Annotated in this window: 20 protein-coding genes; all 20 read right to left on the bottom strand. The window is 59.8% G+C overall.

What is annotated here, in order from left to right; all coding sequences use genetic code 11:
* Positions 1 to 2 precede the first annotated feature (2 nt).
* A complete protein-coding gene (gene nuoL / locus BLL42_RS02895) occupies positions 3 to 1,856 on the bottom strand; it encodes an NADH-quinone oxidoreductase subunit L (RefSeq protein WP_071550706.1) in 1,854 nt (617 codons plus the stop codon).
* On the bottom strand, positions 1,853 to 2,161 hold the full coding sequence (gene nuoK, locus BLL42_RS02890; RefSeq protein WP_019689816.1) for an NADH-quinone oxidoreductase subunit NuoK: 309 nt from the start codon (positions 2,159 to 2,161) through the stop codon (positions 1,853 to 1,855). The genes nuoL and nuoK overlap by 4 nt, the downstream gene beginning before the upstream one ends.
* A 4-nt stretch (positions 2,162 to 2,165) precedes the next feature.
* Positions 2,166 to 2,666, bottom strand: coding sequence for an NADH-quinone oxidoreductase subunit J (gene nuoJ, locus BLL42_RS02885; protein WP_019689817.1), 501 nt, complete (start codon positions 2,664 to 2,666; stop codon positions 2,166 to 2,168).
* A gap of 9 nt (positions 2,667 to 2,675) precedes the next feature.
* Complete coding sequence (gene nuoI / locus BLL42_RS02880; RefSeq protein WP_201788749.1) at positions 2,676 to 3,221, bottom strand: NADH-quinone oxidoreductase subunit NuoI; 546 nt, start codon at positions 3,219 to 3,221, stop codon at positions 2,676 to 2,678.
* A 12-nt stretch (positions 3,222 to 3,233) separates the two neighbouring features.
* Entirely contained in the window at positions 3,234 to 4,241 is a 1,008-nt protein-coding gene (nuoH, locus tag BLL42_RS02875) for an NADH-quinone oxidoreductase subunit NuoH (protein WP_071550704.1), read from the bottom strand.
* Positions 4,238 to 6,952 (bottom strand): NADH-quinone oxidoreductase subunit NuoG, encoded by a 2,715-nt coding sequence (gene nuoG, locus BLL42_RS02870; protein ID WP_071550703.1) that lies wholly within the window; start codon positions 6,950 to 6,952, stop codon positions 4,238 to 4,240. The genes nuoH and nuoG overlap by 4 nt, the downstream gene beginning before the upstream one ends.
* A 136-nt stretch (positions 6,953 to 7,088) precedes the next feature.
* Positions 7,089 to 8,444, bottom strand: a complete 1,356-nt coding sequence (gene nuoF, locus BLL42_RS02865; protein WP_071550702.1) for an NADH-quinone oxidoreductase subunit NuoF — start codon at positions 8,442 to 8,444, stop codon at positions 7,089 to 7,091.
* The gene (nuoE, locus tag BLL42_RS02860) at positions 8,441 to 8,938 is read right to left on the bottom strand and encodes an NADH-quinone oxidoreductase subunit NuoE (protein ID WP_007970445.1); all 498 of its coding nucleotides are present in this window, start codon (positions 8,936 to 8,938) and stop codon (positions 8,441 to 8,443) included. The genes nuoF and nuoE overlap by 4 nt, the downstream gene beginning before the upstream one ends.
* Positions 8,939 to 8,940: 2 nt before the next feature.
* Positions 8,941 to 10,725 (bottom strand): NADH-quinone oxidoreductase subunit C/D, encoded by a 1,785-nt coding sequence (gene nuoC, locus BLL42_RS02855; RefSeq protein WP_071555686.1) that lies wholly within the window; start codon positions 10,723 to 10,725, stop codon positions 8,941 to 8,943.
* A gap of 73 nt (positions 10,726 to 10,798) precedes the next feature.
* Positions 10,799 to 11,473: a NuoB/complex I 20 kDa subunit family protein gene (locus BLL42_RS02850; RefSeq protein ID WP_071550701.1), complete on the bottom strand. Its 675-nt coding sequence runs from the start codon at positions 11,471 to 11,473 to the stop codon at positions 10,799 to 10,801.
* Between the two features lie 10 nt (positions 11,474 to 11,483).
* The gene (locus BLL42_RS02845; protein ID WP_007905050.1) at positions 11,484 to 11,897 is read right to left on the bottom strand and encodes an NADH-quinone oxidoreductase subunit A; all 414 of its coding nucleotides are present in this window, start codon (positions 11,895 to 11,897) and stop codon (positions 11,484 to 11,486) included.
* Between the two features lie 683 nt (positions 11,898 to 12,580).
* On the bottom strand, positions 12,581 to 13,906 hold the full coding sequence (aceA, locus tag BLL42_RS02840; protein WP_071550700.1) for an isocitrate lyase: 1,326 nt from the start codon (positions 13,904 to 13,906) through the stop codon (positions 12,581 to 12,583).
* 514 nt (positions 13,907 to 14,420) lie between these two features.
* The gene (locus BLL42_RS02835; protein ID WP_071550699.1) at positions 14,421 to 15,263 is read right to left on the bottom strand and encodes a secretin N-terminal domain-containing protein; all 843 of its coding nucleotides are present in this window, start codon (positions 15,261 to 15,263) and stop codon (positions 14,421 to 14,423) included.
* Positions 15,264 to 15,471: 208 nt separating this feature from the next.
* The gene (locus BLL42_RS02830; RefSeq protein ID WP_071550698.1) at positions 15,472 to 15,894 is read right to left on the bottom strand and encodes a GNAT family N-acetyltransferase; all 423 of its coding nucleotides are present in this window, start codon (positions 15,892 to 15,894) and stop codon (positions 15,472 to 15,474) included.
* Entirely contained in the window at positions 15,887 to 17,053 is a 1,167-nt protein-coding gene (locus BLL42_RS02825) for a ribosomal protein uL16 3-hydroxylase (protein WP_071550697.1), read from the bottom strand. Before BLL42_RS02825 ends, BLL42_RS02830 begins: the two co-directional genes overlap by 8 nt.
* An 85-nt stretch (positions 17,054 to 17,138) precedes the next feature.
* The gene (gene purB, locus BLL42_RS02820; protein ID WP_071550696.1) at positions 17,139 to 18,509 is read right to left on the bottom strand and encodes an adenylosuccinate lyase; all 1,371 of its coding nucleotides are present in this window, start codon (positions 18,507 to 18,509) and stop codon (positions 17,139 to 17,141) included.
* 128 nt (positions 18,510 to 18,637) lie between these two features.
* A complete protein-coding gene (hflD, locus tag BLL42_RS02815; protein ID WP_071550695.1) occupies positions 18,638 to 19,261 on the bottom strand; it encodes a high frequency lysogenization protein HflD in 624 nt (207 codons plus the stop codon).
* Positions 19,258 to 20,391, bottom strand: a complete 1,134-nt coding sequence (gene mnmA / locus BLL42_RS02810) for a tRNA 2-thiouridine(34) synthase MnmA (RefSeq protein WP_071550694.1) — start codon at positions 20,389 to 20,391, stop codon at positions 19,258 to 19,260. The genes hflD and mnmA overlap by 4 nt, the downstream gene beginning before the upstream one ends.
* A 59-nt stretch (positions 20,392 to 20,450) precedes the next feature.
* Positions 20,451 to 20,897, bottom strand: coding sequence for an NUDIX hydrolase (locus BLL42_RS02805; RefSeq protein ID WP_071550693.1), 447 nt, complete (start codon positions 20,895 to 20,897; stop codon positions 20,451 to 20,453).
* Between the two features lie 177 nt (positions 20,898 to 21,074).
* Entirely contained in the window at positions 21,075 to 23,300 is a 2,226-nt protein-coding gene (locus BLL42_RS02800) for an NADP-dependent isocitrate dehydrogenase (protein WP_071550692.1), read from the bottom strand.
* Between the last annotated feature and the right edge of the window lie 187 nt (positions 23,301 to 23,487).

Below are 23,487 nucleotides of genomic sequence, written 5' to 3'. Positions count from 1 at the left end.
TATCAGACCGCTACCAGCACGACAGCGCCGATAACCAGCACGGCACCAGCAGCCATCGAGGCGGCGTACCAACGCAGTTGACCTGTTTCGGTTCGGCTCAGGGAGTTGTGACCCCCTTTGGCCAGACGCGGGATCAAACCGATGGTTTGGTCGAACGGGTCTTTGCGCAGCAGGTGGCTGATCGCAAGGTACGGTTTGACGAACAGTTTGTCGTAGATCCAGTCGAAACCCCAGGCCGCGAACCACCAGGCTGTGAGCAGACGGCCGATGCCGCTGTTGGCGATGGCGGTGACGAAGCGACGCTTGCCGAGGAACAGCAGCGCGGCCAGCAGGATACCGGACAGGGCGATAGCACCCGAGGCGAGTTCCAGGCTGTGCTTGGCTTCGCCGCCGGCATGGCCAACGCTTTCTGGCAGCACGCCGTGCAATGGCGGAACGATCATCGCGCCAATGGCGGTCGACAGCACGATCAGCACCGACAGTGGCAGCCAGTGAGCAATGCCGTGACCTGCGTGGGCTTCGGTCTTCACTTCACCATGGAACGCAATGAAGATCAGGCGGAAGGTGTACAGCGACGTCATGAAGGCACCGACCAGACCTGCGTAGAGCAGACCGTGGTTACCGCTGGCGAAAGCTTCCCAGAGGATTTCGTCTTTCGAGTAGAAACCAGCGGTCACCAGTGGCAGGGCTGCAAGGGCCGCGCCGCCGACGATGAAGCTGGCGTAGGCCAGTGGCAGTTTCTTCCATAGACCGCCCATCTTGAAGATGTTCTGCTCGTGGTGGCAGGCAACGATCACCGAGCCGGACGCAAGGAACAGCAGCGCCTTGAAGAACGCGTGGGTCATCAGGTGGAAGATCGCGCCTTCCCAGGCACCCACGCCCAGCGCCAGGAACATGTAGCCGATCTGGCTCATGGTCGAGTAGGCGAGGATACGTTTGATGTCGGTTTGTACCAGGGCTGCGAAACCGGCGAGCACCAGCGTCACACCGCCGACGATGCCGACCAGGTGCAGGATATCCGGCGCTAACGCAAACAGACCGTGGGTACGGGCGATCAGGTAGACACCCGCGGTCACCATGGTCGCGGCGTGGATCAGTGCCGAAACCGGGGTAGGACCGGCCATCGCATCCGCCAGCCAGGTTTGCAGCGGCAGTTGCGCGGATTTACCGACAGCACCGCCCAGCAGCATCAGGGTCGCCAGAACGATCCAGAAGTCACCGACCTTGAAGTGCTCAGGTGCTTTGACCAGCAGCTCTTGAATGTTCAGCGTGCCCAACTGTTGGAACAGGATGAACAGGCCGATGGCCATGAACACGTCGCCGACACGGGTAACGATGAAGGCTTTGAGTGCGGCATTACCGTTGTTGCGGTTGCTGTAGTAGAAACCGATCAACAGGTAGCTGCACAGGCCCACGCCTTCCCAACCGAAGTACAGGAACAACAGGTTATCGCCCAGCACCAGGAACAGCATGCTGGCGATAAACAGGTTGGTGTACGCGAAGAAGCGCGAGTAGCCGTCTTCACCGCGCATGTACCAGGACGCGAACAGGTGGATCAAGAAGCCCACACCGACGACCACACCGAGCATGGTCACGGACAGACCATCCAGGTACAGGGCGAAGTTCGGCTTGAAGTCGCCCACCGACATCCACTGCCACAACACCTGGGTGACGTGACCGCCTTCAGGCGGCGCAACGTTGAACTGCCAGATCACATAGGCAGCAACAATCGCCGAGAGGCCGATGGAGCCGACGCCGATCAGCGCCGAGAGGTTTTCCGAGAAGCGGCCGCGTGAGAACGACAGCAGCAGGAAACCGATCAGGGGGAATACGAAAGTCAGATAGAGAAGGTTCATCCGCGCATCTCGCTGGCAGCGTCGATATCGAGAGTGTGGAAGCGGCGATGCAGCTGCAACAGAATCGCCAGGCCGATACTGGCCTCGGCGGCTGCCAGGCTGATCACCAGGATGAACATGATCTGTCCATCCGGCTGGCCCCAACGGCTACCGGCAACGATGAACGCCAGGGCGGCGGCATTCATCATGACCTCCAGGCTCATCAGCACGAAAAGAATGTTGCGGCGGACCATCAGGCCAACCAGACCGAGGCAGAACAGGATGCCGGCAACCGCCAGACCATGCTCGAGAGGGATAGCAGGCATAAAGTTACTCCTTCGCCTCGTTGCGGCCCAAGTGGAACGCCGTGACGGCTGCGGCGAGCAGCAGCATCGAGGCGAGTTCGACCACCAGCAGATAAGGACCGAACAGGCTGATGCCCACGGCCTTGGCGTCTACGGTGGTGTGGCCGACGCCGGTGCCGCTGGAATGGCTGAACAGCACATACAGCAGTTCAGCCAGCAGCAGCGCAGCCAGTACAACGGGACCCGCCCAGATGCCGGGCTTGAGCCAGACGCGCTCTTGCTGAACCGAGGCAGGGCCGAGGTTCAGCATCATCACCACGAACACGAACAGCACCATGATGGCGCCGGCGTAGGCGATCACTTCCAGTACGCCGGCAAATGGAGCACCGAGGCTGAAAAAGGTCATCGCCACGGCGAGCAGCGAAATAATCAGGTAGAGCAGGGCGTGTACAGGATTGGTGTTGGTGATCACGCGAAGCGTGGACACAACGGCAACTCCTGACGCGAAATAGAAAGCGAATTCCATCTTTCTTCCTTAAGGCAGCAAGCTCTTCACGTTGATCGGTTCGGCTTCATTCTGCGCGGAGCCTTTCGGCTTACCGGCAATGGCCATACCTGCAACACGATAGAAGTTGTAGTCAGGGTTTTTGCCGGGGCCGGAGATCAAAAGATCTTCTTTCTCGTACACCAGGTCCTGACGCTTGAACTCGGCCATTTCGAAATCCGGTGTCAGCTGGATTGCGGTGGTCGGGCAGGCTTCCTCGCAGAGGCCACAGAAAATGCAGCGCGAGAAGTTGATACGGAAAAATTCCGGGTACCAGCGGCCGTCTTCGGTTTCAGCCTTCTGCAGCGAGATGCAACCGACCGGGCAGGCCACGGCGCACAGGTTGCAGGCTACGCAACGCTCTTCACCGTCGGGGTCGCGGGTCAGGACGATACGCCCACGAAAGCGCGGCGGCAGGTACACCGCCTCTTCCGGATACTGCAGCGTGTCGCGCTTGCGGAAGGCATGACTGAAAATCATCACCAGGCTGCGAAGCTGGGTGAAGAAGCCATGCACGATGTCAAAAATATACTTCATGATTCTCTATCCTCACTGAGCCGCGATGGCGGGCGTGTTGAGCAACACGATCGCAGCGGTCACCAGCATGTTGACGAGGGTCAGCGGCAGGCAGAACTTCCAGCTGAAGTCCATCACTTGGTCATACCGCGGGCGCGGGATCGAGGCGCGCAGCAGAATGAAGAACATGATGAAGAACGCGGTTTTCAGTGCGAACCAGATGAACGGGATCTGCGGCAGAATGCCGAACGGACCGTGCCAGCCACCGAAGAACAAGGTCACCAGCAGCGCCGAAATCAACACGATGCCGATGTACTCGCCGACGAAGAACATGCCCCATTTCATGCCGGCGTATTCAATGTGGTAACCGTCGGCCAGTTCCTGCTCCGCTTCCGGCTGGTCGAACGGGTGACGGTGAGTCACGGCGACGCCAGCAATGAAGAAGGTCAGGAAACCGAAGATCTGCGGAATGACGAACCACAGGTGCTGGGCCTGGTAATCAACGATGTCGCGCATGTTGAACGAGCCGACCTGGATCACGATGCCCATCAACGACAGGCCCATGAACACTTCGTACGACACGGTTTGTGCCGAGGCCCGCAAGCTGCCCAGCAGGGCGAACTTGTTGTTACTCGACCAGCCGGCGAACAGCACCGCGTAGACCGACAGACCGGCCATGGCGAAGAAGAACAGAATGCCGATGTTCAGGTCCGCGACACCCCAGGTCGGGGTGATCGGGATGATCGCGAAGGCAATCAGCAAGGCGCTCATGGCCACGACCGGCGCCAGGGTGAAGATCACCTTGTCGGCGAACGGCGGCGTCCAGTCTTCCTTGAAGAACATCTTGATCATGTCGGCGGCGATCTGGAACGCGCCGAACGGGCCGACGCGGTTCGGACCGTAACGGTCCTGCCAGAGGGCGAGCAAACGACGCTCGACCCAGCTCAACAGCGCGCCGCACACCACGACGGCGAGCAGAATCACGATGGCTTTGAGCACCGCGATGATGATGTCGATCACTTCAGGAGTGAACCAGGTCATTGCGCTGCCTCCTGCAGACCGTCAACGGATGTGCCGAAGATGGCCGGCGGAATGCCGGCGATACCCGCAGGCAACGCCACCAGACCAGCACCCAGCGCTTCGTTGATGCGCAGCGGCAGACGCAGGGTCTGGCCGGCAACGTTCAAGCTCAGCATGGCACCGTCATTGACGCCCAGGCGATCGGCTTCGGACTTGGCCAGCGACACGTAAGCGGCCGGAATGCGTTCCTGGACCGGCGCGGCTTTCGAAGAGTTCTCTTCGCTGCCGAACAGGTGATAGAACGGCACAACCTGCCAGGTGCCTTGAGCCGGGTTGAATGCACGCGGAACGCTGGCGAACCAGTTCAGCGAATCACCCTGGCTTTCGATCAGGCGAGTACCTGGATCACCGGCACGCAGGTGACCACCGACTTCGTCCTGGAACTTGTTCCAGGCTTGCGGCGAGTTCCAGCCCGGAGACCAGGCAAATGGCACTTGCTGACGCGGTTCGACGGAGCCCGAGTAACCTTCCATGGAAAACGAGAATGCAGTGTCGTTGTCCTGGGAAGTACGCGGCTCGTGCACGCTGATGTCGGCGCGCATGGCGGTCCGGCCGCTGTAACGCAGCGGTTCGCGAGCCAGTTTCAGGCCTTTGATCCGGAACGAAGCGGACGGCGCGGCGTTGACGATACCGGCCAGTTGCGAGTTGCTCGAAGCGCAGGCAGCGGTGACGTGGTCCAGCTGGGTCCAGTCGATCGGCTGGTTCAGCAGGGTCGCACGCAGGGCATGCAGCCAGCGCCAGCCCTCGTGAACCAGGATGCTCGCATCGAGGTAAGTCGGGTCGAAGACCTGGAAGAAGCGCTGGGCGCGACCTTCCTGGCTGACCAGCGTACCGTCGCCTTCAGCGAAGCTGGCGGCTGGCAGAACCAGGTGCGCACGATCGCTGGTAGCGGTTTTCTGATGGTCGGCAACGATCACGACTTTGGCAGCGGTCAGGGCAGCATCGACACGGGCTTTGTCAGTGCGGGTGTACAGATCGTTTTCCAGCACCACGATGGCGTCGGCGCGACCAGAGATCACCGCTTGCAGGGCTGCGTCGACCGATTCGCCACCGAGCATGGCCAGGCCGAGGCTGTTGGCCTCTGGCACGATCAGGCTGATGGAACCGTTTTTCTCGCGCAGTTTCAGGGCCTTCGCAATGTTTGCAGCCGCCTCGATCAGCGCTTTGGAGCCCAGCGAAGTACCGGCGATGATCAGTGGACGTTTGGCAGCGAGCAAGGCGTTGGCGATGCGCTGAGCCAGTTCGAGGGCTTCGCTGTCCAGGCCTTCAACGGCTGGAGCACTGGCGTCGAGGGCGTGAGCCACGGCGAAACCGATACGTGCCAGGTCGTCTGGAGCGGCGTGAACGCATTCTTCAGCAACGTCGTCGAGCTTGGTTTCAGCCAGGCTGGCGATAAACAGCGGGTTCAGCGCGTGCTGACCGATGTTTTTCACCGCAGCGTCGAGCCAAGGCTGAACGCGCATCGCGTCGGCCATGTCTTCGGCTTTGCCTTTGACCGATTGACGCAAGGCCAGGGCCATACGCGCAGCGGTCTGGGTCAGGTCTTCACCGAGGACGAAAATTGCATCGTGGTCTTCGATGTCGCGCATGTTCGGGATTGGCAGCGGGCTGTCTTTCAACACCTGCATGACCAGACGAATGCGCTCAAGCTCGGACGCTTCGATACCCGAGTAGAAGTGCTCGGCACCGACCAGCTCGCGCAGGGCGTAGTTGCTTTCAAGGCTGGCACGCGGCGAACCGATACCGACGATGTTGCGACCGCGCAGCAGGTCAGCGGCTTTATCCAGCGCTTCGTCGAGGCTCAGCTTCGCGCCGCCTGCCAGCAGTGGCTGACGTGGGCGATCTTCGCGGTTGACGTAGCCATAGCCGAAACGGCCACGGTCGCACAGGAAGTACTGGTTCACCGAACCGTTGAAACGGTTTTCGATGCGACGCAGCTCACCGTAACGCTCACCCGGGCTGATGTTGCAACCGCTGGAGCAGCCATGGCAGATGCTCGGCGAGAACTGCATGTCCCATTTACGGTTGTAGCGCTCGGAGTGAGTCTTGTCGGTGAACACACCGGTCGGGCAGACCTCGGTGAGGTTGCCGGAGAATTCGCTTTCGAGGGTGCCGTCTTCAACGCGACCGAAGTACACGTTGTCGTGGGCGCCGAATACACCGAGGTCAGTACCGCCAGCGTAGTCTTTATAGAAGCGTACGCAGCGATAGCAGGCGATGCAGCGGTTCATTTCGTGGGAAATGAACGGGCCCAGTTGCTGGTTCTGGTGGGTACGCTTGGTGAAGCGGTAACGGCGCTCGTTGTGGCCGGTCATTACCGTCATGTCTTGCAGGTGGCAGTGACCGCCTTCCTCGCACACGGGGCAGTCGTGCGGGTGGTTGGTCATCAGCCATTCGACGACGCTTGCGCGAAACACTTTGGCTTCTTCGTCATCGATGGAGATCCAGCTGCCGTCGGTCGCAGGGGTCATGCAGGACATGACGATACGACCACGCTTGTCGTTCTCGTCGGTGTATTGCTTGACTGCGCACTGGCGGCAAGCGCCAACGCTGCCGAGGGCGGGGTGCCAGCAGAAATAAGGGATATCGAGGCCTAGCGACAGACATGCCTGTAACAGGTTGTCTGCCCCATCGACTTCGAGCTCTTTGCCGTCTACGTGGATAGTGGCCATGGTTCAAAGTTCTTCGTTGGCCCGGTGTCAGCGGGCGTGGCTAATGGAATCTTGTTATCCGTCCGAATCCAAACAGCCTGAAAAGGCGTCATCGGACGAAAGGCGAACGGCACGGACCGTTCGCCTTTTTTAAGCGTTAAGCGCCGACTACGATCGGCCTTGCCAGAGGCGGGACGGCGGCGCGGGTGGGCGCGATGCCGGCTTCGAACTCTGGACGGAAGTACTTGATGGCACTGCCCAATGGCTCCACGGCACCCGGTGCGTGAGCACAGAAGGTCTTGCCTGGGCCGAGGAAACCGACCAGACCCAGCAGGGTCTCGATGTCGCCGGCTTGCCCTTCACCGTTCTCGATGGCGCGCAGAAGCTTGACGCTCCACGGCAAACCGTCACGACACGGGGTGCAGAAACCGCACGACTCACGGGCGAAGAACTCTTCCATGTTGCGCAGCAGGGACACCATGTTGACGCTGTCGTCCACCGCCATGGCCAGGCCGGTACCCATGCGAGTGCCCACTTTGGCGATGCCGCCGGCGTACATTTGTGCGTCCAGGTGTTCCGGCAACAGGAAGCCGGTGCCGGCGCCGCCAGGCTGCCAGCACTTGAGCTTGAAGCCGTCGCGCATGCCGCCGGCGTAGTCTTCAAACAGCTCGCGACCGGTGACGCCGAATGGCAATTCCCACAGGCCCGGGTTCTTGACCTTGCCGGAGAAGCCCATGAGCTTGGTGCCCATGTCTTCACTGCCTTCGCGCGCCAACGATTTGTACCAGTCCACGCCGTCGGCAATGATCGCCGGCACGTTACACAGGGTTTCAACGTTGTTCACGCACGTCGGCTTGCCCCACACGCCAACGGCGGCAGGGAAGGGCGGCTTGGAGCGCGGGTTGGCGCGGCGGCCTTCGAGGGAGTTGATCAGTGCGGTTTCTTCACCGCAGATGTAACGCCCGGCGCCGGTGTGGACGAACAGTTCGAAATCGAAACCGCTGCCCAGAATGTTCTTGCCCAGCAGGCCCGCTGCCTTGGCTTCTTCCACGGCACGGTTCAGGTGCTTGGCGGCGGTGGTGTATTCGCCACGCAGGAAGATGTAGCCACGGTAGGTTTTCAGTGCGCGAGCACTGATCAGCATGCCTTCGATCAGCAGATGGGGCAGTTGCTCCATCAGCATGCGGTCTTTCCAGGTGTTGGGTTCCATCTCGTCCGCGTTGCACAGCAGGTAGCGGATGTCGATGGATTCGTCTTTGGGCATCAGGCCCCACTTCACGCCAGTGGGGAAGCCCGCGCCGCCGCGACCCTTGAGGCCTGCGTCCTTGACGGTCTGGACGATATCGTCCTGCGACAGGTCGGCGAAGGCTTTACGCGCTGCCGCATAGCCGTTCTTGGCCTGGTACTCGTCGAGCCAGACTGCCTCGCCGTCGTCACGCAGACGCCAGGTCAGCGGATGGGTCTCTGCACTGCGCTTGATGCGGTTGGCAGGGCCGAAGGAAGTCAGGGTCATACGTAGCCCTCGAGCAATTTGGCAACGCCAGCAGGCTGCACATCACCGAATGTGTCGTCGTCGATCATCAACGCCGGCGCCTTGTCGCAGTTGCCGAGGCAGCAGACCGGCAGCAGGGTGAAACGACCGTCGGCGGTGGTTTGACCCAGGCCGATGCCCAGCTTGCTCTGGATTTCGCTGACCACCGACTCGTGGCCACCGATGTAGCAGACCATGCTGTCGCAGACGCGAATGATGTGACGACCGACGGGCTGACGGAAAATCTGGCTATAGAACGTCGCCACGCCTTCAACGTCGCTGGCCGGGATGCCGAGGATTTCGCCGATGGCGTAGAGCGCGCCGTCAGGAACCCAGCCACGTTCCTTCTGGACGATCTTCAGGGCTTCGATCGACGCCGCGCGCGGGTCTTCGTAGTGATGCAGCTCGTGCTCGATGGCCGAGCGCTCGGTTTCGCTCAGGGCGAAACGGTCTGTCTGGATAAGCGTGCTATTCATGCTTAGCGGTCCACGTCGGCCATAACGAAATCGATACTACCCAGGTACGCGATCAAGTCCGCGACCATGCTGCCTTTGATCACCGAAGGGATCTGTTGCAGGTGCGGGAAGCTTGGGGTGCGAATCCGGGTGCGGTAGCTCATGGTGCCGCCATCGCTCGTCAGGTAATAACTGTTGATGCCCTTGGTCGCTTCGATCATCTGGAAGGATTCGTTGGCCGGCATGACCGGGCCCCACGAAACTTGCAGGAAGTGCGTGATCAAGGTCTCGATGTGCTGCAGCGTGCGCTCTTTCGGCGGCGGCGTGGTCAGCGGGTGATCCGCCTTGTACGGGCCTTCCGGCATGTTGCGCAGGCACTGGTCGATGATCTTGATGCTCTGGCGCATTTCTTCCACGCGCACAATGCAACGATCATAGGCATCGCCATTGGCCGCCAGCGGCACTTCGAATTCGAAGTTCTCGTAGCCGGAGTACGGACGGGCCTTACGCAGGTCGAAATCGCAACCGGTCGAACGCAAGCCTGCACCGGTGACGCCCCATTCCAGGGCCTCTTTGGTGTTGTAGGCGGCGACGCCGATGGTCCGGCCACGCAGGATGCTGTTGTCCAATGCGGCTTTCTGGTATTCGTCCAGACGTTTTGGCATCCACTCGACGAAGTCTTTGACCAGTTTTTGCCAGCCGCGCGGCAGGTCGTGAGCAACGCCGCCGATGCGGTACCAGGCCGGGTGCAGGCGGAAGCCGGTGATGGCTTCGATCACCGTGTACGCCTTCTGGCGGTCGGTGAAGGTAAAGAACACCGGGGTCATGGCGCCAACGTCCTGGATGTAAGTCCCCAGGAACAGCAGGTGGCTGGTGATCCGGAAGAACTCGGCCATCATGATGCGGATGACGTCGACCTTCTCTGGCACTTTGATGCCGGCCAGCTTCTCGACCGAGAGCACGTACGGCAGGTTGTTCATCACGCCGCCGAGGTAGTCGATACGGTCGGTGTACGGAATGAAGCTGTGCCAGGACTGACGCTCGGCCATCTTCTCGGCGCCACGGTGGTGGTAGCCGACGTCCGGCACGCAGTCGACGATCTCTTCGCCGTCCAGTTGCAGGATGATGCGGAACGCACCGTGAGCGGAAGGGTGGTTCGGGCCCAGGTTGAGGAACATGTAGTCCTCATTGGCGCCGGAACGCTTCATGCCCCAGTCTTCAGGCTTGAAGCGCGCAGATTCTTCTTCCAGCTGATGCTTGGCCAGGGTCAGGCTGTACGGGTCGAACTCGGTGGCACGGGCCGGGAAGTCCTTGCGCAGCGGGTGACCTTCCCAGGTCGGCGGCATCATGATGCGGGTCAGGTGCGGGTGGCCGGCAAAGTTGATGCCGTACATGTCCCACACTTCACGCTCGTACCAGTTGGCGTTCGGCCAGATACCGGTCACGGTCGGCAAGCTGAGGTCGCTCTCGGACAAGGCGACCTTGATCATTACGTCACTATTACGCTCGATCGACATCAAGTGATAGAACACAGTGAAGTCGGCGCCGCTCGGCAAACCCTGGCGCTTGGTGCGCAGACGCTCGTCCACGCCGTGCAGGTCATAGAGCATGACGTACGGCTTGGGCAGGTTGCGCAGGAAGGTCAGGACTTCGACGAGTTTGGCACGGGCAACCCAAAGCACCGGCATGCCGGTGCGGGTGGCTTGGGCGCTGAACGCCTCAGGGCCAAAACGATTGTTCAATTCGACGACCACATCCTGGTCGTCTGCCTTGTAAGGCGGGATGTACAGAGCACTGCCTGTAGTCATGGTTTTTTTATCGCTTTCGGTCAACGTAAAGAATGAAGCCAGTTTCTCGTTTCTTTGTAAGAACAGATCTGGATCAGACTTCGTCGGGGCTGCGCAGGTTGGTTACCTGAATACGCTGTTCGCGGCGCTGTTCCTTTTGCGATGGCATCTCGGCGCGGTAAACGCCTTGATCGCCAACGACCCAGGAAAGTGGGCGACGCTCCTGGCCAATCGACTCCTGCAACAGCATCAAGCCTTGCAGAAAAGCTTCAGGGCGGGGCGGGCAGCCAGGCACGTAGACGTCCACGGGCAGGAACTTGTCCACCCCTTGAACGACGGAGTAGATGTCATACATGCCACCGGAGTTGGCGCACGAACCCATGGAGATAACCCACTTCGGTTCGAGCATCTGCTCGTAGAGACGCTGAATGATCGGCGCCATCTTGATGAAGCAGGTTCCGGCAATAACCATGAAATCCGCCTGACGCGGCGATGCCCGGATAACCTCGGCGCCAAAGCGCGCGATGTCGTGGGGCGCCGTGAAGGCGGTAGTCATTTCCACGTAGCAGCATGAAAGACCGAAGTTATACGGCCACAGGGAGTTCTTACGCCCCCAGTTGATCGTGCCGTTCAGCACGTCTTCGAGCTTGCCCATGAAAATGTTTTTGTGGACTTGATCTTCTAACGGATCGGAAACGGTTTCCCGTTCGCCGATCGGGTACTGCTCGTTAGGAGCATCCGGGTCGATCCTGGTGAGATTGTATTGCATCGCCAAAGCCTCATTGTTTCAGCTTCGCTTGCCGCTTACGACGAGCTTCCGGAGCCCAATCAAGGGCGCCCACTCGAAATAGGTAGACAAGACCTGCCAACAGAATTGCTATGAAAACGAGAGCTTCGACGAATCCGGTCCAGCCGCTTTCGCGGACGGACACAGACCAGGCAAAGAGAAATAGGGCTTCGATATCGAAGATCACGAAGAGCATCGCGACCAGATAGAATTTGGCTGAGAGCCGCAAGCGGGCGCCACCGGTAGGTAGCATGCCGGACTCGAACGGTTCGTTTTTGCTGCGGCCCCAGGCTTTTGACCCGAGGAGGCTGGAGACGCCGAGCATGAAGGCGCAAAGGCCGCCGACACCCAGAAGGAAAATGGCAAAGCCCCAGTTGTGGGCCATGAGTCCTGTCGCTTCGGGCATGCTGGTAATCCTTAACAGAGAGCAAAGGTCTCTGAGCTTGAAAAGAAATAAAGCAGTGACGATATGTCGCAGCAATCAATCGCGGTGATTTTATGGCTAAACACCGAGCAAGTAAAATTCCTATAGCGAAATTATTTATAAGAATAAGGACATAGCGCACCTCCAAAGCCCTGCAGCCCATGCGTTACGGGCATTAGCCGGGGTTTTGTCAATAATGTTTCGTGCGGGTTGTAACGAACATGATTGGCATCAAATGATAATCAATATTGTTTGGGGTGATTTTTGAACTGTTATTCGGGGTGGTGGCTGGAAAGTTGCGCTTAGATGCCGGCTACTGCAAGTAGCGTGCGGGGTCGTTTTACCCTGTTTTTCCGATCAATGCACCGCGTTGGATCAATGTTTTTCCTCGCTGCTCCAGACGTACACGTGCCCCCCGTAGCAGTTGCCGAAGGCTGCGTTCGAGTGCGCAGCGCTCGCCAACACGGTGAGTCTGAAAATTCGCGGTGAATGGTTTTACGACCGCTACGCGGCCGAACGCAGCCTTCGGCAGCTGCTACGGGGGGTTGATGTCCGTGAAATCGCGCGCAAAAAAAACGCCCCGAACCAGTCGGGGCGTCAGATGTGCGGCATTCCGGTTAGCTTTTTACTCGGTCCGGTGGGGCCGTTTGCTCAGGCGAATCGGATCAGTGGAACTGTTCTTCTTCGGTGGAACCGGTCAGCGCGGTAACCGAAGACGAGCCGCCCTGAATTACGGTGGTCATGTCGTCGAAGTAACCGGTGCCCACTTCCTGCTGGTGAGCCACAAAGGTGTAACCCTTGGCAGCGTCAGCGAACTCCTGCTCTTGCAGCTTCACGTAGGCAGTCATGTCGTTGCGGGCGTAGTCGTGCGCCAGGTTGAACATGCTGTGCCACATGTTGTGAATGCCGGCCAGGGTGATGAACTGGTGCTTGTAGCCCATGGCGGACAGTTCGCGCTGGAACTTGGCGATGGTCGCGTCGTCCAGGTTTTTCTTCCAGTTGAAGGACGGCGAGCAGTTGTACGACAGCAGTTGGTCCGGGTATTCCTTTTTGATCGCTTCAGCGAAGCGACGGGCTTCGTCCAGGTCTGGCTTGGCAGTTTCGCACCAGATCAGGTCGGCGTACGGCGCGTAGGCCAGGCCACGAGCGATAGCCTGGTCCAGGCCGGCGCGTACTTTATAGAAGCCTTCCTGGGTGCGCTCGCCTGTCACGAATGGCTGGTCGTACGGGTCGCAGTCGGACGTCAGCAGGTCAGCCGCGTTAGCGTCGGTGCGGGCCAGGATGATGGTCGGAGTACCGGCAACGTCAGCCGCCAGACGAGCAGCGGTCAGCTTCTGTACAGCTTCCTGGGTTGGAACCAGTACCTTGCCGCCCATGTGGCCGCATTTTTTCACGGAAGCCAGTTGGTCTTCGAAGTGAACGCCGGCAGCGCCTGCTTCGATCATGCTCTTCATCAGTTCGTAGGCGTTCAGAACGCCACCGAAACCGGCTTCAGCGTCGGCAACGATCGGTGCGAAGTAGTCGATATAGCCTTCGTCGCCCGGGTTCTTGCCGGCTTTCCACTGGATCTGGTCAGCACGACGGAACGAGTTGTTGATGCGTTTGACCACGGTCGGCACGGAGTCGACCGGGTACAGCGACTGGTCCGGGTACATCGATTCTGCAGAGTTGTTGTCTGCAGCAACCTGCCAGCCCGACAGGTAGATCGCCTGGATACCGGCTTTAACTTGTTGTACAGCCTGGCCGCCAGTCAGGGCGCCCATGCAGTTGACGAAGTCTTTCTCAGGGCGGAAGGATGGCTTGGCGCCCTGGGTAACCAGGTTCCAGAGCTTCTCGGCGCCCAATTTTGCAAAGGTGTGCTCAGGTTGAACCGAGCCACGCAGACGGACGACGTCAGCAGCGGAGTAAGCGCGTGTCACGCCTTTCCAGCGTGGGTTTTCAGCCCAGTCTTTTTCAAGGGCTGCAATTTGCTGTTCGCGTGTCAGTGCCATGGAGATAAACCTCGTCGCGTCTTGTATGGAAATTAGTTCTGCGGTGGAAAATTCCTGCGTGCCCATTGCGCATATTTAGACAGGCGTAAAAGGCTGCTCGCTGACCAGAAGCTTAGGCGGTCAAGTCGGATATGGCGGGGAATGCGACGGGATGAACGATGGGCTCGAGGATGAAAGCTGAGCAGGTAAGGGCGAACTGGCGGGCGCATTCGGGCGTCGTGGGCCTTTATACGATCATCAGTGTGTTGCCGGGCTACCTATTACGCTTCCGTCCCTCGGGACAACTTCGTTCCAGTCGCAACCTCGTCAAACACACCTTGTGGGCGGTACAGACACGAATCGGCTCAGGTTGGTAAGGTTAGAGCGCGATCCGAAGGCCCTTGCCAGGGCCCCTGATTAGCGGGAGCGAGGCCATCATGCCTTTGCTTTTTTGGCTCGTCAAACATTTTGTAGTGCTTTTTTTAAGGCACTACATCTTTAGTCTAATGCGACTAATCAGTCAGTTATTGGTGTGTTAGTCCAGGGCGTCGACTTTTACTCGCAATGTCATGTCATCCCGTCCCTGAGTAGAGTAGCTGCGGCTCATGGCCTGTTTGTCGGCTTGCGTCTGGCGGTTGACGCCGGCCAGCGTGATCCACTCGCCCAGGCGGCCGCTGACGGTTGTGTCGGTGCTTTGCACGTTCACTACATCGGGACGTTCCTGGCTCATGCGGTCACGGTTGGTGCTGATTGCCAGATGAACGATGTTGCCGGTGACGCTGGCGGTGACGTAGAAGCCCTGGGTGACGTTGCGGTACTGGGTCTGGCTTTGCAGGTGAGCGTAGTTGTTGGCCGGGTTTTGCGACTGGCCGGAGGTGTTGGTCTGGGGCTGGGTTTGCGGCTGGCGGGAGGTGCTGCCCTGGTTTGGCAGGGCGGCGTAGGCATCGGTCTGGGTGTTGGTCAGCGGCACGCTCTGGCCAACCTGGATCAGCGCCGGTGTGCCTTCGCTGGTCTGGACCTGCTGGATGCCGCCTTCGCGGCTGTCGGTGCTGTAGGTGCTGTAGGTGATGATCTGCGTTTGCTGATCGGCGTTGTTGTGCTGGTTGTTTTCGTTGGTGTCGACAGTGATCAGGAGGCGCTTGGGTACGGTGTCGAGCTGCGCGATCAAGGCTTTGAGTTCGTCGATCTTGTCGGGTTCGGCGTTGACGATCAGTTGGTTGCCGTAGGCACTGACCTTGCCGTCCCTGCCGATAAAGTTCTGCGCAACCGGCAGCAGGTCGGCGCTGGTGCGATTGTTGAGTTGCACCACTTCGGTGGCGGCGACGACCGAAAAACTGCAGGTCAGCAGCAGCGTGGTAAGCAGGGTGCGTAGGGACATGTCCGTTATCTCCGCGATCAAAGGCTTGATATTGCCAGTTTGTCGGCCTGCGGTGGGGCAAGTTGAATCGTAGACAGCAAAACGCCCCGACATCTGAAAATGTCGAGGCGTTTTGTGGTGTTCTTCAAAAAGATCGCAGCCTGCGGCAGCTCCTACAGAACTTTGCGTACTCTCGTAGGAGCTGCCGCAGGCTGCGATCTTTTGATCTTCAGGAGCCGCGCACCATGTCGACATGCGGAATCCCTGCTTCCAGGAATTCCTCACTGACAATACTGAAGCCCAAACGCTCGTAGAATGCAGTCGCCTGCACCTGCGCACTCAGCATCTGCTGCTTGAGCCCGCGTTTCTCGGCTTCACCGATCACGGCTTGCATCAGTTTGTCGCCGACCTTCAGGCCGCGCCAGTCCTTGAGTACCGAAACCCGGCCGATGTGACCATCGGGCAGCAGGCGGGCGGTGCCAATCGGAAAGTCGCCTTCGAATGCGAGGAAATGCACGGCGCTTGCATCGTCGGCATCCCATTCCAGTTCGGGTGGAACGGATTGCTCGGCGATGAACACCGCTTCACGAATGCGCCGGATCTCGGCGTTTTCCTTTTGCCAGTCTGCGACACGTACGTGAATCTTATTCATCGGCAAATCCCAGGCTACCTTGCTTGACCAGTTCGCACAGCAGGTTGCGGCCGTCTTCATCGCTCAGCCATTGGCCAAGGTTGTCGACGTGCAGCGCATCGGCGGCGCAAATCATTTTCAGCAGTTCGCGCAGCTTGCCCGGCAGATAACGGCTCTGGCCACTGGCGAACAGCAGCAGGTCGTCGTCGACTTCGGACCAGGCCAGGCGCGCGCTTGGATTGCGAATCAACACGGCGCCTTGTTCAAGACTGCTCAGCAGATCGTCCTCTTCCAGTTCCGGGCCAACCACCAGTTCCGGGTAGCGTGGCTCGGTCATGAATTGGCCGAACCAGGTCAGCAACAGGCGCTCGTCGCTCATGTGCTCGGCCAGCAGGCTTTTCAAGCGATCGAGCGCATCATGCTGGATCTGGTGCGGGTCGATCGCTGGCTGTGCGTCGGCATCGGTGTAGCGCTCTTCGTCAGGCAGGAACTGGCTGAGGAAGTCGGTGAAGTGGGTCAACACTTCAGCGGCGCTTGGTGCGCGGAAACCGACCGAGTAGGTCATGCAGTCATCGACGGCCACGCCGCAGTGGGCCAGGCGCGGCGGCAGGTAGAGCATGTCGCCCGGCTCCAGGGTCCACTCGTCGGTGGCTTCGAAGTCGGCGAGGATGCGCAGGTCGGCATGCTGCAGCAGCGGGCTGTCGGAATCGCACATCTGGCCGATTTTCCAGTTGCGCTTGCCATGGCCTTGCAGGAGGAACACGTCGTAGTTATCGAAGTGCGGACCAACGCTGCCACCGGGGGCGGCGAAGCTGATCATCACGTCGTCGATGCGCCAGCTCGGCAGGAAGCGGAAGTGCTCCAGCAGCTCGCTGACTTCCGGCACGAACTGATCGACAGCCTGCACCAGCAGGGTCCACTCGCGCTCTGGCAGCTTGCTGAATTCGTCTTCGGCGAACGGGCCGCGACGCAGTTCCCAAGGACGCTCGCCGTGCTCGATGACCAGTCGCGATTCGACTTCTTCTTCCAGTGCCAGGCCGGCCAGTTCGTCGGCGTCGATCGGGCTTTCGAAGTCAGGGATCGCCTGGCGGATCAGCAACGGTTTTTTCTGCCAGTAGTCGCGCAGGAACTCCCGTGCCGTGATGCCGCCCAGAAGTTGAAGAGGAATATCAGGATTCATGTGTAACCTATTGAAAAAAAGCACTTTTCAGACGGGAATAAAAACGCCCGGCGCTGCCGGGCGTCTCAAAGGGTCAAGCGGTCGATCAGATGCGTTTGGCTTGTGCCACGGCGTTGCCGATGTAGTTGGCCGGGGTGAGCTTTTTCAGCTCCGCCTTGGCCTCGGCAGGCATGTCCAGTGCATCGATGAAAGTCTGCAGTGCTTCAGGGCTGATGCCCTTGCCGCGAGTCAGTTCTTTCAGCTTTTCGTACGGGTTTTCAATGTTGTAGCGACGCATCACGGTCTGAATTGGCTCGGCCAAGACTTCCCAGCACGCGTCCAGGTCCGCAGAAATCTTCTGAGCATTGAGCTCTAACTTGCTGATTCCCTTGAGACTTGCTTCGTACGCGATCACGCTGTGGGCGAAGCCGACACCGAGGTTGCGCAGTACGGTGGAGTCAGTCAGGTCGCGCTGCCAGCGGGAGATCGGCAGTTTGCTCGCCAGGTGCTGGAACAGTGCGTTGGCGATACCCAGGTTGCCTTCGGAGTTTTCGAAGTCGATCGGGTTGACCTTGTGCGGCATGGTCGAGGAACCGATTTCGCCGGCAATGGTGCGCTGCTTGAAGTAGCCCAGGGAGATGTAGCCCCAGATATCGCGGTCGAAGTCGATCAGGATGGTGTTGAAGCGCGCGATCGCGTCGAACAGCTCGGCGATGTAGTCGTGCGGTTCGATCTGCGTGGTGTACGGGTTGAAGCCCAGGCCCAGTTCGTCTTCGATGAAGGCGCGGGCGTTGGCTTCCCAGTCGATTTCCGGGTAGGCCGAGATGTGAGCGTTGTAGTTGCCGACAGCGCCGTTGATCTTGCCCAGCAGCGGTACGGCAGCGACTTGAGCGATCTGACGCTCCAGGCGGTAAACCACGTTCGCCAGCTCTTTGCCCAGGGTAGTCGGCGAAGCCGGCTGGCCGTGGGTGCGCGACAGCATCGGCACGTCGGCGAAGCGGATCGCCAGCTCGCGGATGGCCTCGGCAGTCTGGCGCATCAGCGGCAGCATCACGTCATCACGGCCTTCGCGCAGCATCAGCGCGTGGGACAGGTTGTTGATGTCCTCGCTGGTGCAGGCAAAGTGGATGAATTCACTGACGTTGGCCAGCTCAGGCAGCTTGGCAGCCTGTTCCTTGAGTAGGTACTCAATGGCTTTAACGTCGTGGTTGGTGGTGCGCTCGATCTCTTTGACGCGCTCGGCGTGTTCCAGAGAGAAGTTTTCCGCCAGGGTGTTCAACACCGCGTTAGCTTCGGCGGAGAACGCCGGTACTTCGCCGATGGCAGGGTGAGCGGCCAGGCGCTGGAGCCAGCGTACTTCAACCAGGACGCGAGCACGGATCAGGCCGTATTCGCTGAAAATTGGGCGCAGGGCCTGGGTTCTGCCGGCGTAGCGGCCGTCAACAGGGGAAACCGCAGTGAGCGAAGAGAGCTGCATGGGGTGTTCTCGGACAGTCGGGCAACGAAATGGGGCGCGTATCATACATGAAAAAAATCCGCCGGTCCGTTGCCAACTGACCAGCGTATTACGCGTTACAGACTACACATTACGATTGCGGGCGCGGTTTAGCTGCTGCGCATCAGCGGATAAAGCTCTTTGAGCAGTTTGCGACGGCTGATCACCAGCTGCCAGCGATGACCGCCCAACTGCCGCCACAGGCGCGCCGAACGGATGCCGGCCAGTAACAGCGCGCGGATCTTCGAGGCGTTGCTCGGCTGTTGCAGGTTGCGCATGTCGCCGTGCACCTGAATGCGTTGGCGCAGGGTGCTCAAGGTGTCCTGATACAGCGCGCCACAGGCGGCGATCACGTTTTCATGGGCCGGGCCGAAATGCTCGACCTGGGACTGAATCTGCGGCAAGCGCTTGCCGATCACTTCGAGCATATCGCCGCGTTTGGCCAGTTGCCGCTCAAGACCGAGCATCGACAGGGCGTAGCGCAGGGGTTCGCGCTGCAAGGTGCTCGGGTCGCGTTCGAGGGCGCCGATCAATGCGCGATAACCTTCGCGCAGATAGAGATCGTCGCCGCCGTAGACCTCCAGCGTGTCCTTGGGGTCGATGATCAACAAGCTGCCAAGCATGCAGGTCAGGCTGGCTTCGGTGACCTGGCCAGTCTTGGCGATCTTGTCGACCAGAACGGCGGCGAGAAACACGCCGCCGAGCGCCGTCAGTTGCTCCTGAGTCGGGCTCATGCGCGCGAATCCTTACTGCTCCAGGGTTCGGCGACTTCGATGACGCCGCCACCGAGGCAGATTTCACCGTCGTAAAACACCACCGATTGGCCTGGGGTGACCGCGCGCTGCGGGTCATCGAAGGTGGCGCGGTAGCCGTTGGCGGTTTTTTCCAGGGTGCAAGGCTGGTCGCTCTGGCGATAGCGGACTTTCGCCGTCAGTTTGCGTGGCGAGCTCAGGTCGACCGGGTTGACCCAGTAAATGTCCGAGGCAAGCAGGGCACGGGAGAATAGGTAGGGGTGATCATTGCCTTGGCCAACGATCAGCTCGTTGTGTTCCAGGTCCTTGATCAGCACGTACCACGGTTCGTCGCCGGCGTCTTTCAAGCCGCCGATGCCCAGGCCCTGACGCTGGCCGATGGTGTGGTACATCAGGCCATGGTGGCGGCCGATCACTTCACCTTCGGTGGTTTTGATTTCGCCTGGCTGTGCCGGCAGGTATTGCTTGAGGAAGTCGCTGAAGCGTCGTTCGCCTATAAAGCAGATACCGGTAGAGTCTTTCTTCTTCGCGGTGGCCAGGTCGTGTTTCTCGGCAATCGCGCGAACTTCGGGTTTTTCCAGTTCGCCGACCGGGAACAGGGTCTTGGCGATCTGCTCGCCACCCACGGCGTGCAGGAAGTAGCTCTGGTCTTTGTTCGGGTCCAGGCCTTTGAGCAATTCGGTGCGGCCATCGATGTCGCGGCGGCGCACGTAATGGCCGGTGGCGATAAGGTCGGCGCCGAGCATCATGGCGTAGTCGAGGAACGCCTTGAACTTGATTTCACGGTTGCACAGGATATCCGGGTTCGGCGTGCGGCCGGCCTTGTATTCGGCCAGGAAGTGCTCGAACACGTTGTCCCAGTACTCGGCGGCGAAGTTGGCGGTGTGCAGTTTGATGCCAATCTTGTCACACACGGCCTGGGCGTCCGCCAGGTCGTCCATGGCGGTACAGTAGTCCGTTCCGTCGTCCTCTTCCCAGTTCTTCATGAACAGGCCTTCCACCTGATAACCCTGCTCGATCAGCAGTAGGGCGGAAACGGAAGAGTCCACGCCGCCGGACATGCCGACAATGACGCGCTTCTTTTGTGTGTCAGAAGGGGCTGGATCACGCATAGGGATTTAATGAGTGTCTTGAAAAAGGACGCGATTCTATCAGGCCCGAGCCTGCAAGGCTAAAGAGAAGGGCGGATCAGTTCGAGACTGAAGAGTTTACCGCTCAGATAATCGTCGATACAGCGAATAATCAGCTCGCTGCGCCAGTGGTCGCGTTGCGTCAGGAGTTCGTCTCGGGTCAGCCATTTTGCGCCGACGATGCCGTCGTCAAGTTGATGGTCGGGGTGGTGTTTTACTGTTTTGGCGGCAAAACAGACACGCTGGTAGGTCACGCCGTTGCTCGGGGCGGTGTAAAGGTAGATGCCCACCACGGCAGTGGCTTCGACGTCCCAGCCGGTTTCTTCGAGGGTTTCGCGAATGGCGGCGTCGATCAGCGTCTCGTTCGGGTCCAGATGCCCGGCGGGCTGATTGAGTACCGCGCGTCCGGCCTTGAGTTCTTCGACCATCAGGAAACGGCCATTGTCTTCGACGATGGTGGCGACGGTGATGTGAGGTAGCCAGGTCATGGGTGTTCCGCGCAGAGGTTGAAGGCGTGAATCATAACAGTGAGCCCCGGCAAGATCGCAGCCTTCGGCAGCTCCTACGGGGGCGGTGTAGGAGCTGCCGTAGGCTGCGATCTTTTGATCTTGACCAGAAACAGAAACCCCGGCACTGGGCCGGGGTTCCTTTGCATCCTTACAGCCTTAAACCAGCGCAGCAATCGCCGCGTTGAAGGTGTTGCTTGGGCGCATGGCCTTGCTGATCAGCTCGGCGTCGGCGTGGTAGTAACCGCCGATGTCCACTGGCTTGCCCTGAACGGCGTTGAGCTCGGCAACGATGGTTGCCTCGTTCTCGGCCAGGGTTTTCGCCAGTTGGCTGAACTGTGCTTGCAGTGCTGCGTCTTCAGTCTGGGCAGCCAGGGCTTGAGCCCAGTACAGCGCCAGGTAGAAGTGGCTGCCGCGGTTGTCGATGTTGCCGACTTTACGCGATGGCGACTTGTTGTTGTCGAGGAACTGGCCGGTGGCCTGATCCAGGGTCTTGGCCAGTACCAGCGCCTTAGGGTTGTTGTACGTCACACCCAGGTGCTCAAGGGACGCGGCCAGGGCCAGGAACTCGCCCAGGGAATCCCAGCGCAGGAAGTTTTCTTCCAGCAGCTGCTGAACATGCTTCGGCGCCGAACCGCCAGCGCCGGTTTCGAACAGGCCGCCGCCATTCATCAGCGGAACGATCGACAGCATCTTGGCGCTGGTGCCCAGCTCCATGATCGGGAACAGGTCGGTCAGGTAGTCGCGCAGCACGTTGCCGGTCACCGAAATGGTGTCGAGGCCGGAGCGAGTGCGAGCCAGGGTGAAGGCCATCGCGTCGACTGGCGACATGATGCGGATGTCCAGGCCGGACGTGTCGTGATCCTTCAGGTAAGCCTGAACTTTCTCGATCACTACGCCGTCGTGGGCGCGCATTGGGTCCAGCCAGAAGATTGCCGGAGTTGCGCTTGCGCGAGCACGGTTGACGGCCAGTTTGACCCAGTCCTGGATCGGCGCGTCTTTGGTCTGGCACATGCGGAAGATGTCGCCGGCTTCAACCGACTGCTCCAGCAGCGTGCGACCAGCGCTGTCGGAAACGCGAACAATACCATCCGCCTTGATCTGGAAGGTCTTGTCGTGGGAGCCGTACTCCTCGGCTTTTTTCGCCATCAGGCCAACGTTCGGCACGCTGCCCATGGTGGTTGGGTCGAAGGCGCCGTGTTGCTTGCAGTCTTCGATCACCGCCTGGTAGATGGTCGCGTAGCAGCGATCCGGGATCACGGCCTTGGTGTCGTGCAGTTGGCCGTCGGTGCCCCACATCTTGCCGGAGTCACGGATCATGGCCGGCATCGAGGCGTCGACAATAACGTCGCTCGGCACGTGCAGGTTGGTGATGCCTTTGTCGGAGTTGACCATCGCCAGCGACGGACGAGCGGCGTAGACCGCCTGAATATCGGCTTCGATCTGCACTTGCTGCTCGGCTGGCAGGGCCTTGATGCGGGCGTACAGGTCGCCGATGCCGTTGTTCAGGTTGAAGCCGATCTGTGCCAGCACGTCAGCGTGTTTGGTCAGGGCGTCTTTATAGAACTCGGCAACGATCTGGCCGAACATGATCGGGTCGGAGACCTTCATCATGGTGGCTTTCAGGTGAACCGACAGCAGTACGCCTTTTTGCTTGGCGTCTTCGATTTCAGCGGCGATGAAGCTGCGCAGGGCGTTTTTGCTCATCACGGCGCAATCGAGGATCTCACCGGCTTGCACGGTGGTTTTTTCTTTCAGGACGGTGGTGCTGCCATCCCGAGCGATCAGTTCGATTTTCACGGCGTCAGCGGCGTCGATCAGGGCGGCTTTTTCGCTGCCGTAGAAATCGCCGGTGCTCATGTGAGCGACGTGAGACTTGGAGTCTTTTGCCCAGGCACCCATTTTGTGCGGGTGCTTGCGAGCGTAGTTCTTGACCGACAACGGCGCGCGACGATCGGAGTTGCCTTCACGCAGAACCGGGTTTACCGCGCTGCCCTTGATCTTGTCATAACGGGACTTGGCGTCCTTGTCAGCGTCGCTGGTGATGGTTTCCGGGTAGTCCGGCAGTGCATAGCCCTGGGCTTGCAGCTCTTTGATCGCGGCCTGCAGTTGCGGAACCGAGGCGCTGATGTTCGGCAGCTTGATGATGTTGGCTTCAGGCGTGACGGCCAGGGCGCCCAGTTCGGCGAGGTGGTCGGCTACGGCTTTGTTACCCAATTGCTCGGGGAAGCTGGCCAGGATGCGCCCTGCAAGAGAGATATCGCGGGTTTCCACGGCGATATCAGCGGAGGCGGTGAAGGCCTCTACGATAGGCAACAGTGAATAGGTGGCGAGGGCTGGGGCTTCGTCGGTGAAGGTATAGATGATCTTCGAGCGGTTGGGCATATTCGGATTAACTCTCTTCTTTGCTAAAGCGTGCGCAGAAACTCGAGGGGCGCCGGGTAAGCGCGTTCGTTCAAAGTCATCCATGAGCCGAATGTCGAGGTTTCTTCGCGGTGATGTTGGGTGCATCAGTCGAGCGTCAAGCGGGTGGACTGCGGTAACAGTCCGGCTTATCGGGCGGAAAATCTCG

Source organism: Pseudomonas frederiksbergensis (genome assembly GCF_001874645.1).
GTDB lineage: Bacteria > Pseudomonadota > Gammaproteobacteria > Pseudomonadales > Pseudomonadaceae > Aquipseudomonas > Aquipseudomonas frederiksbergensis_B.
This window is presented reverse-complemented; position numbering and strand designations above follow the sequence as displayed.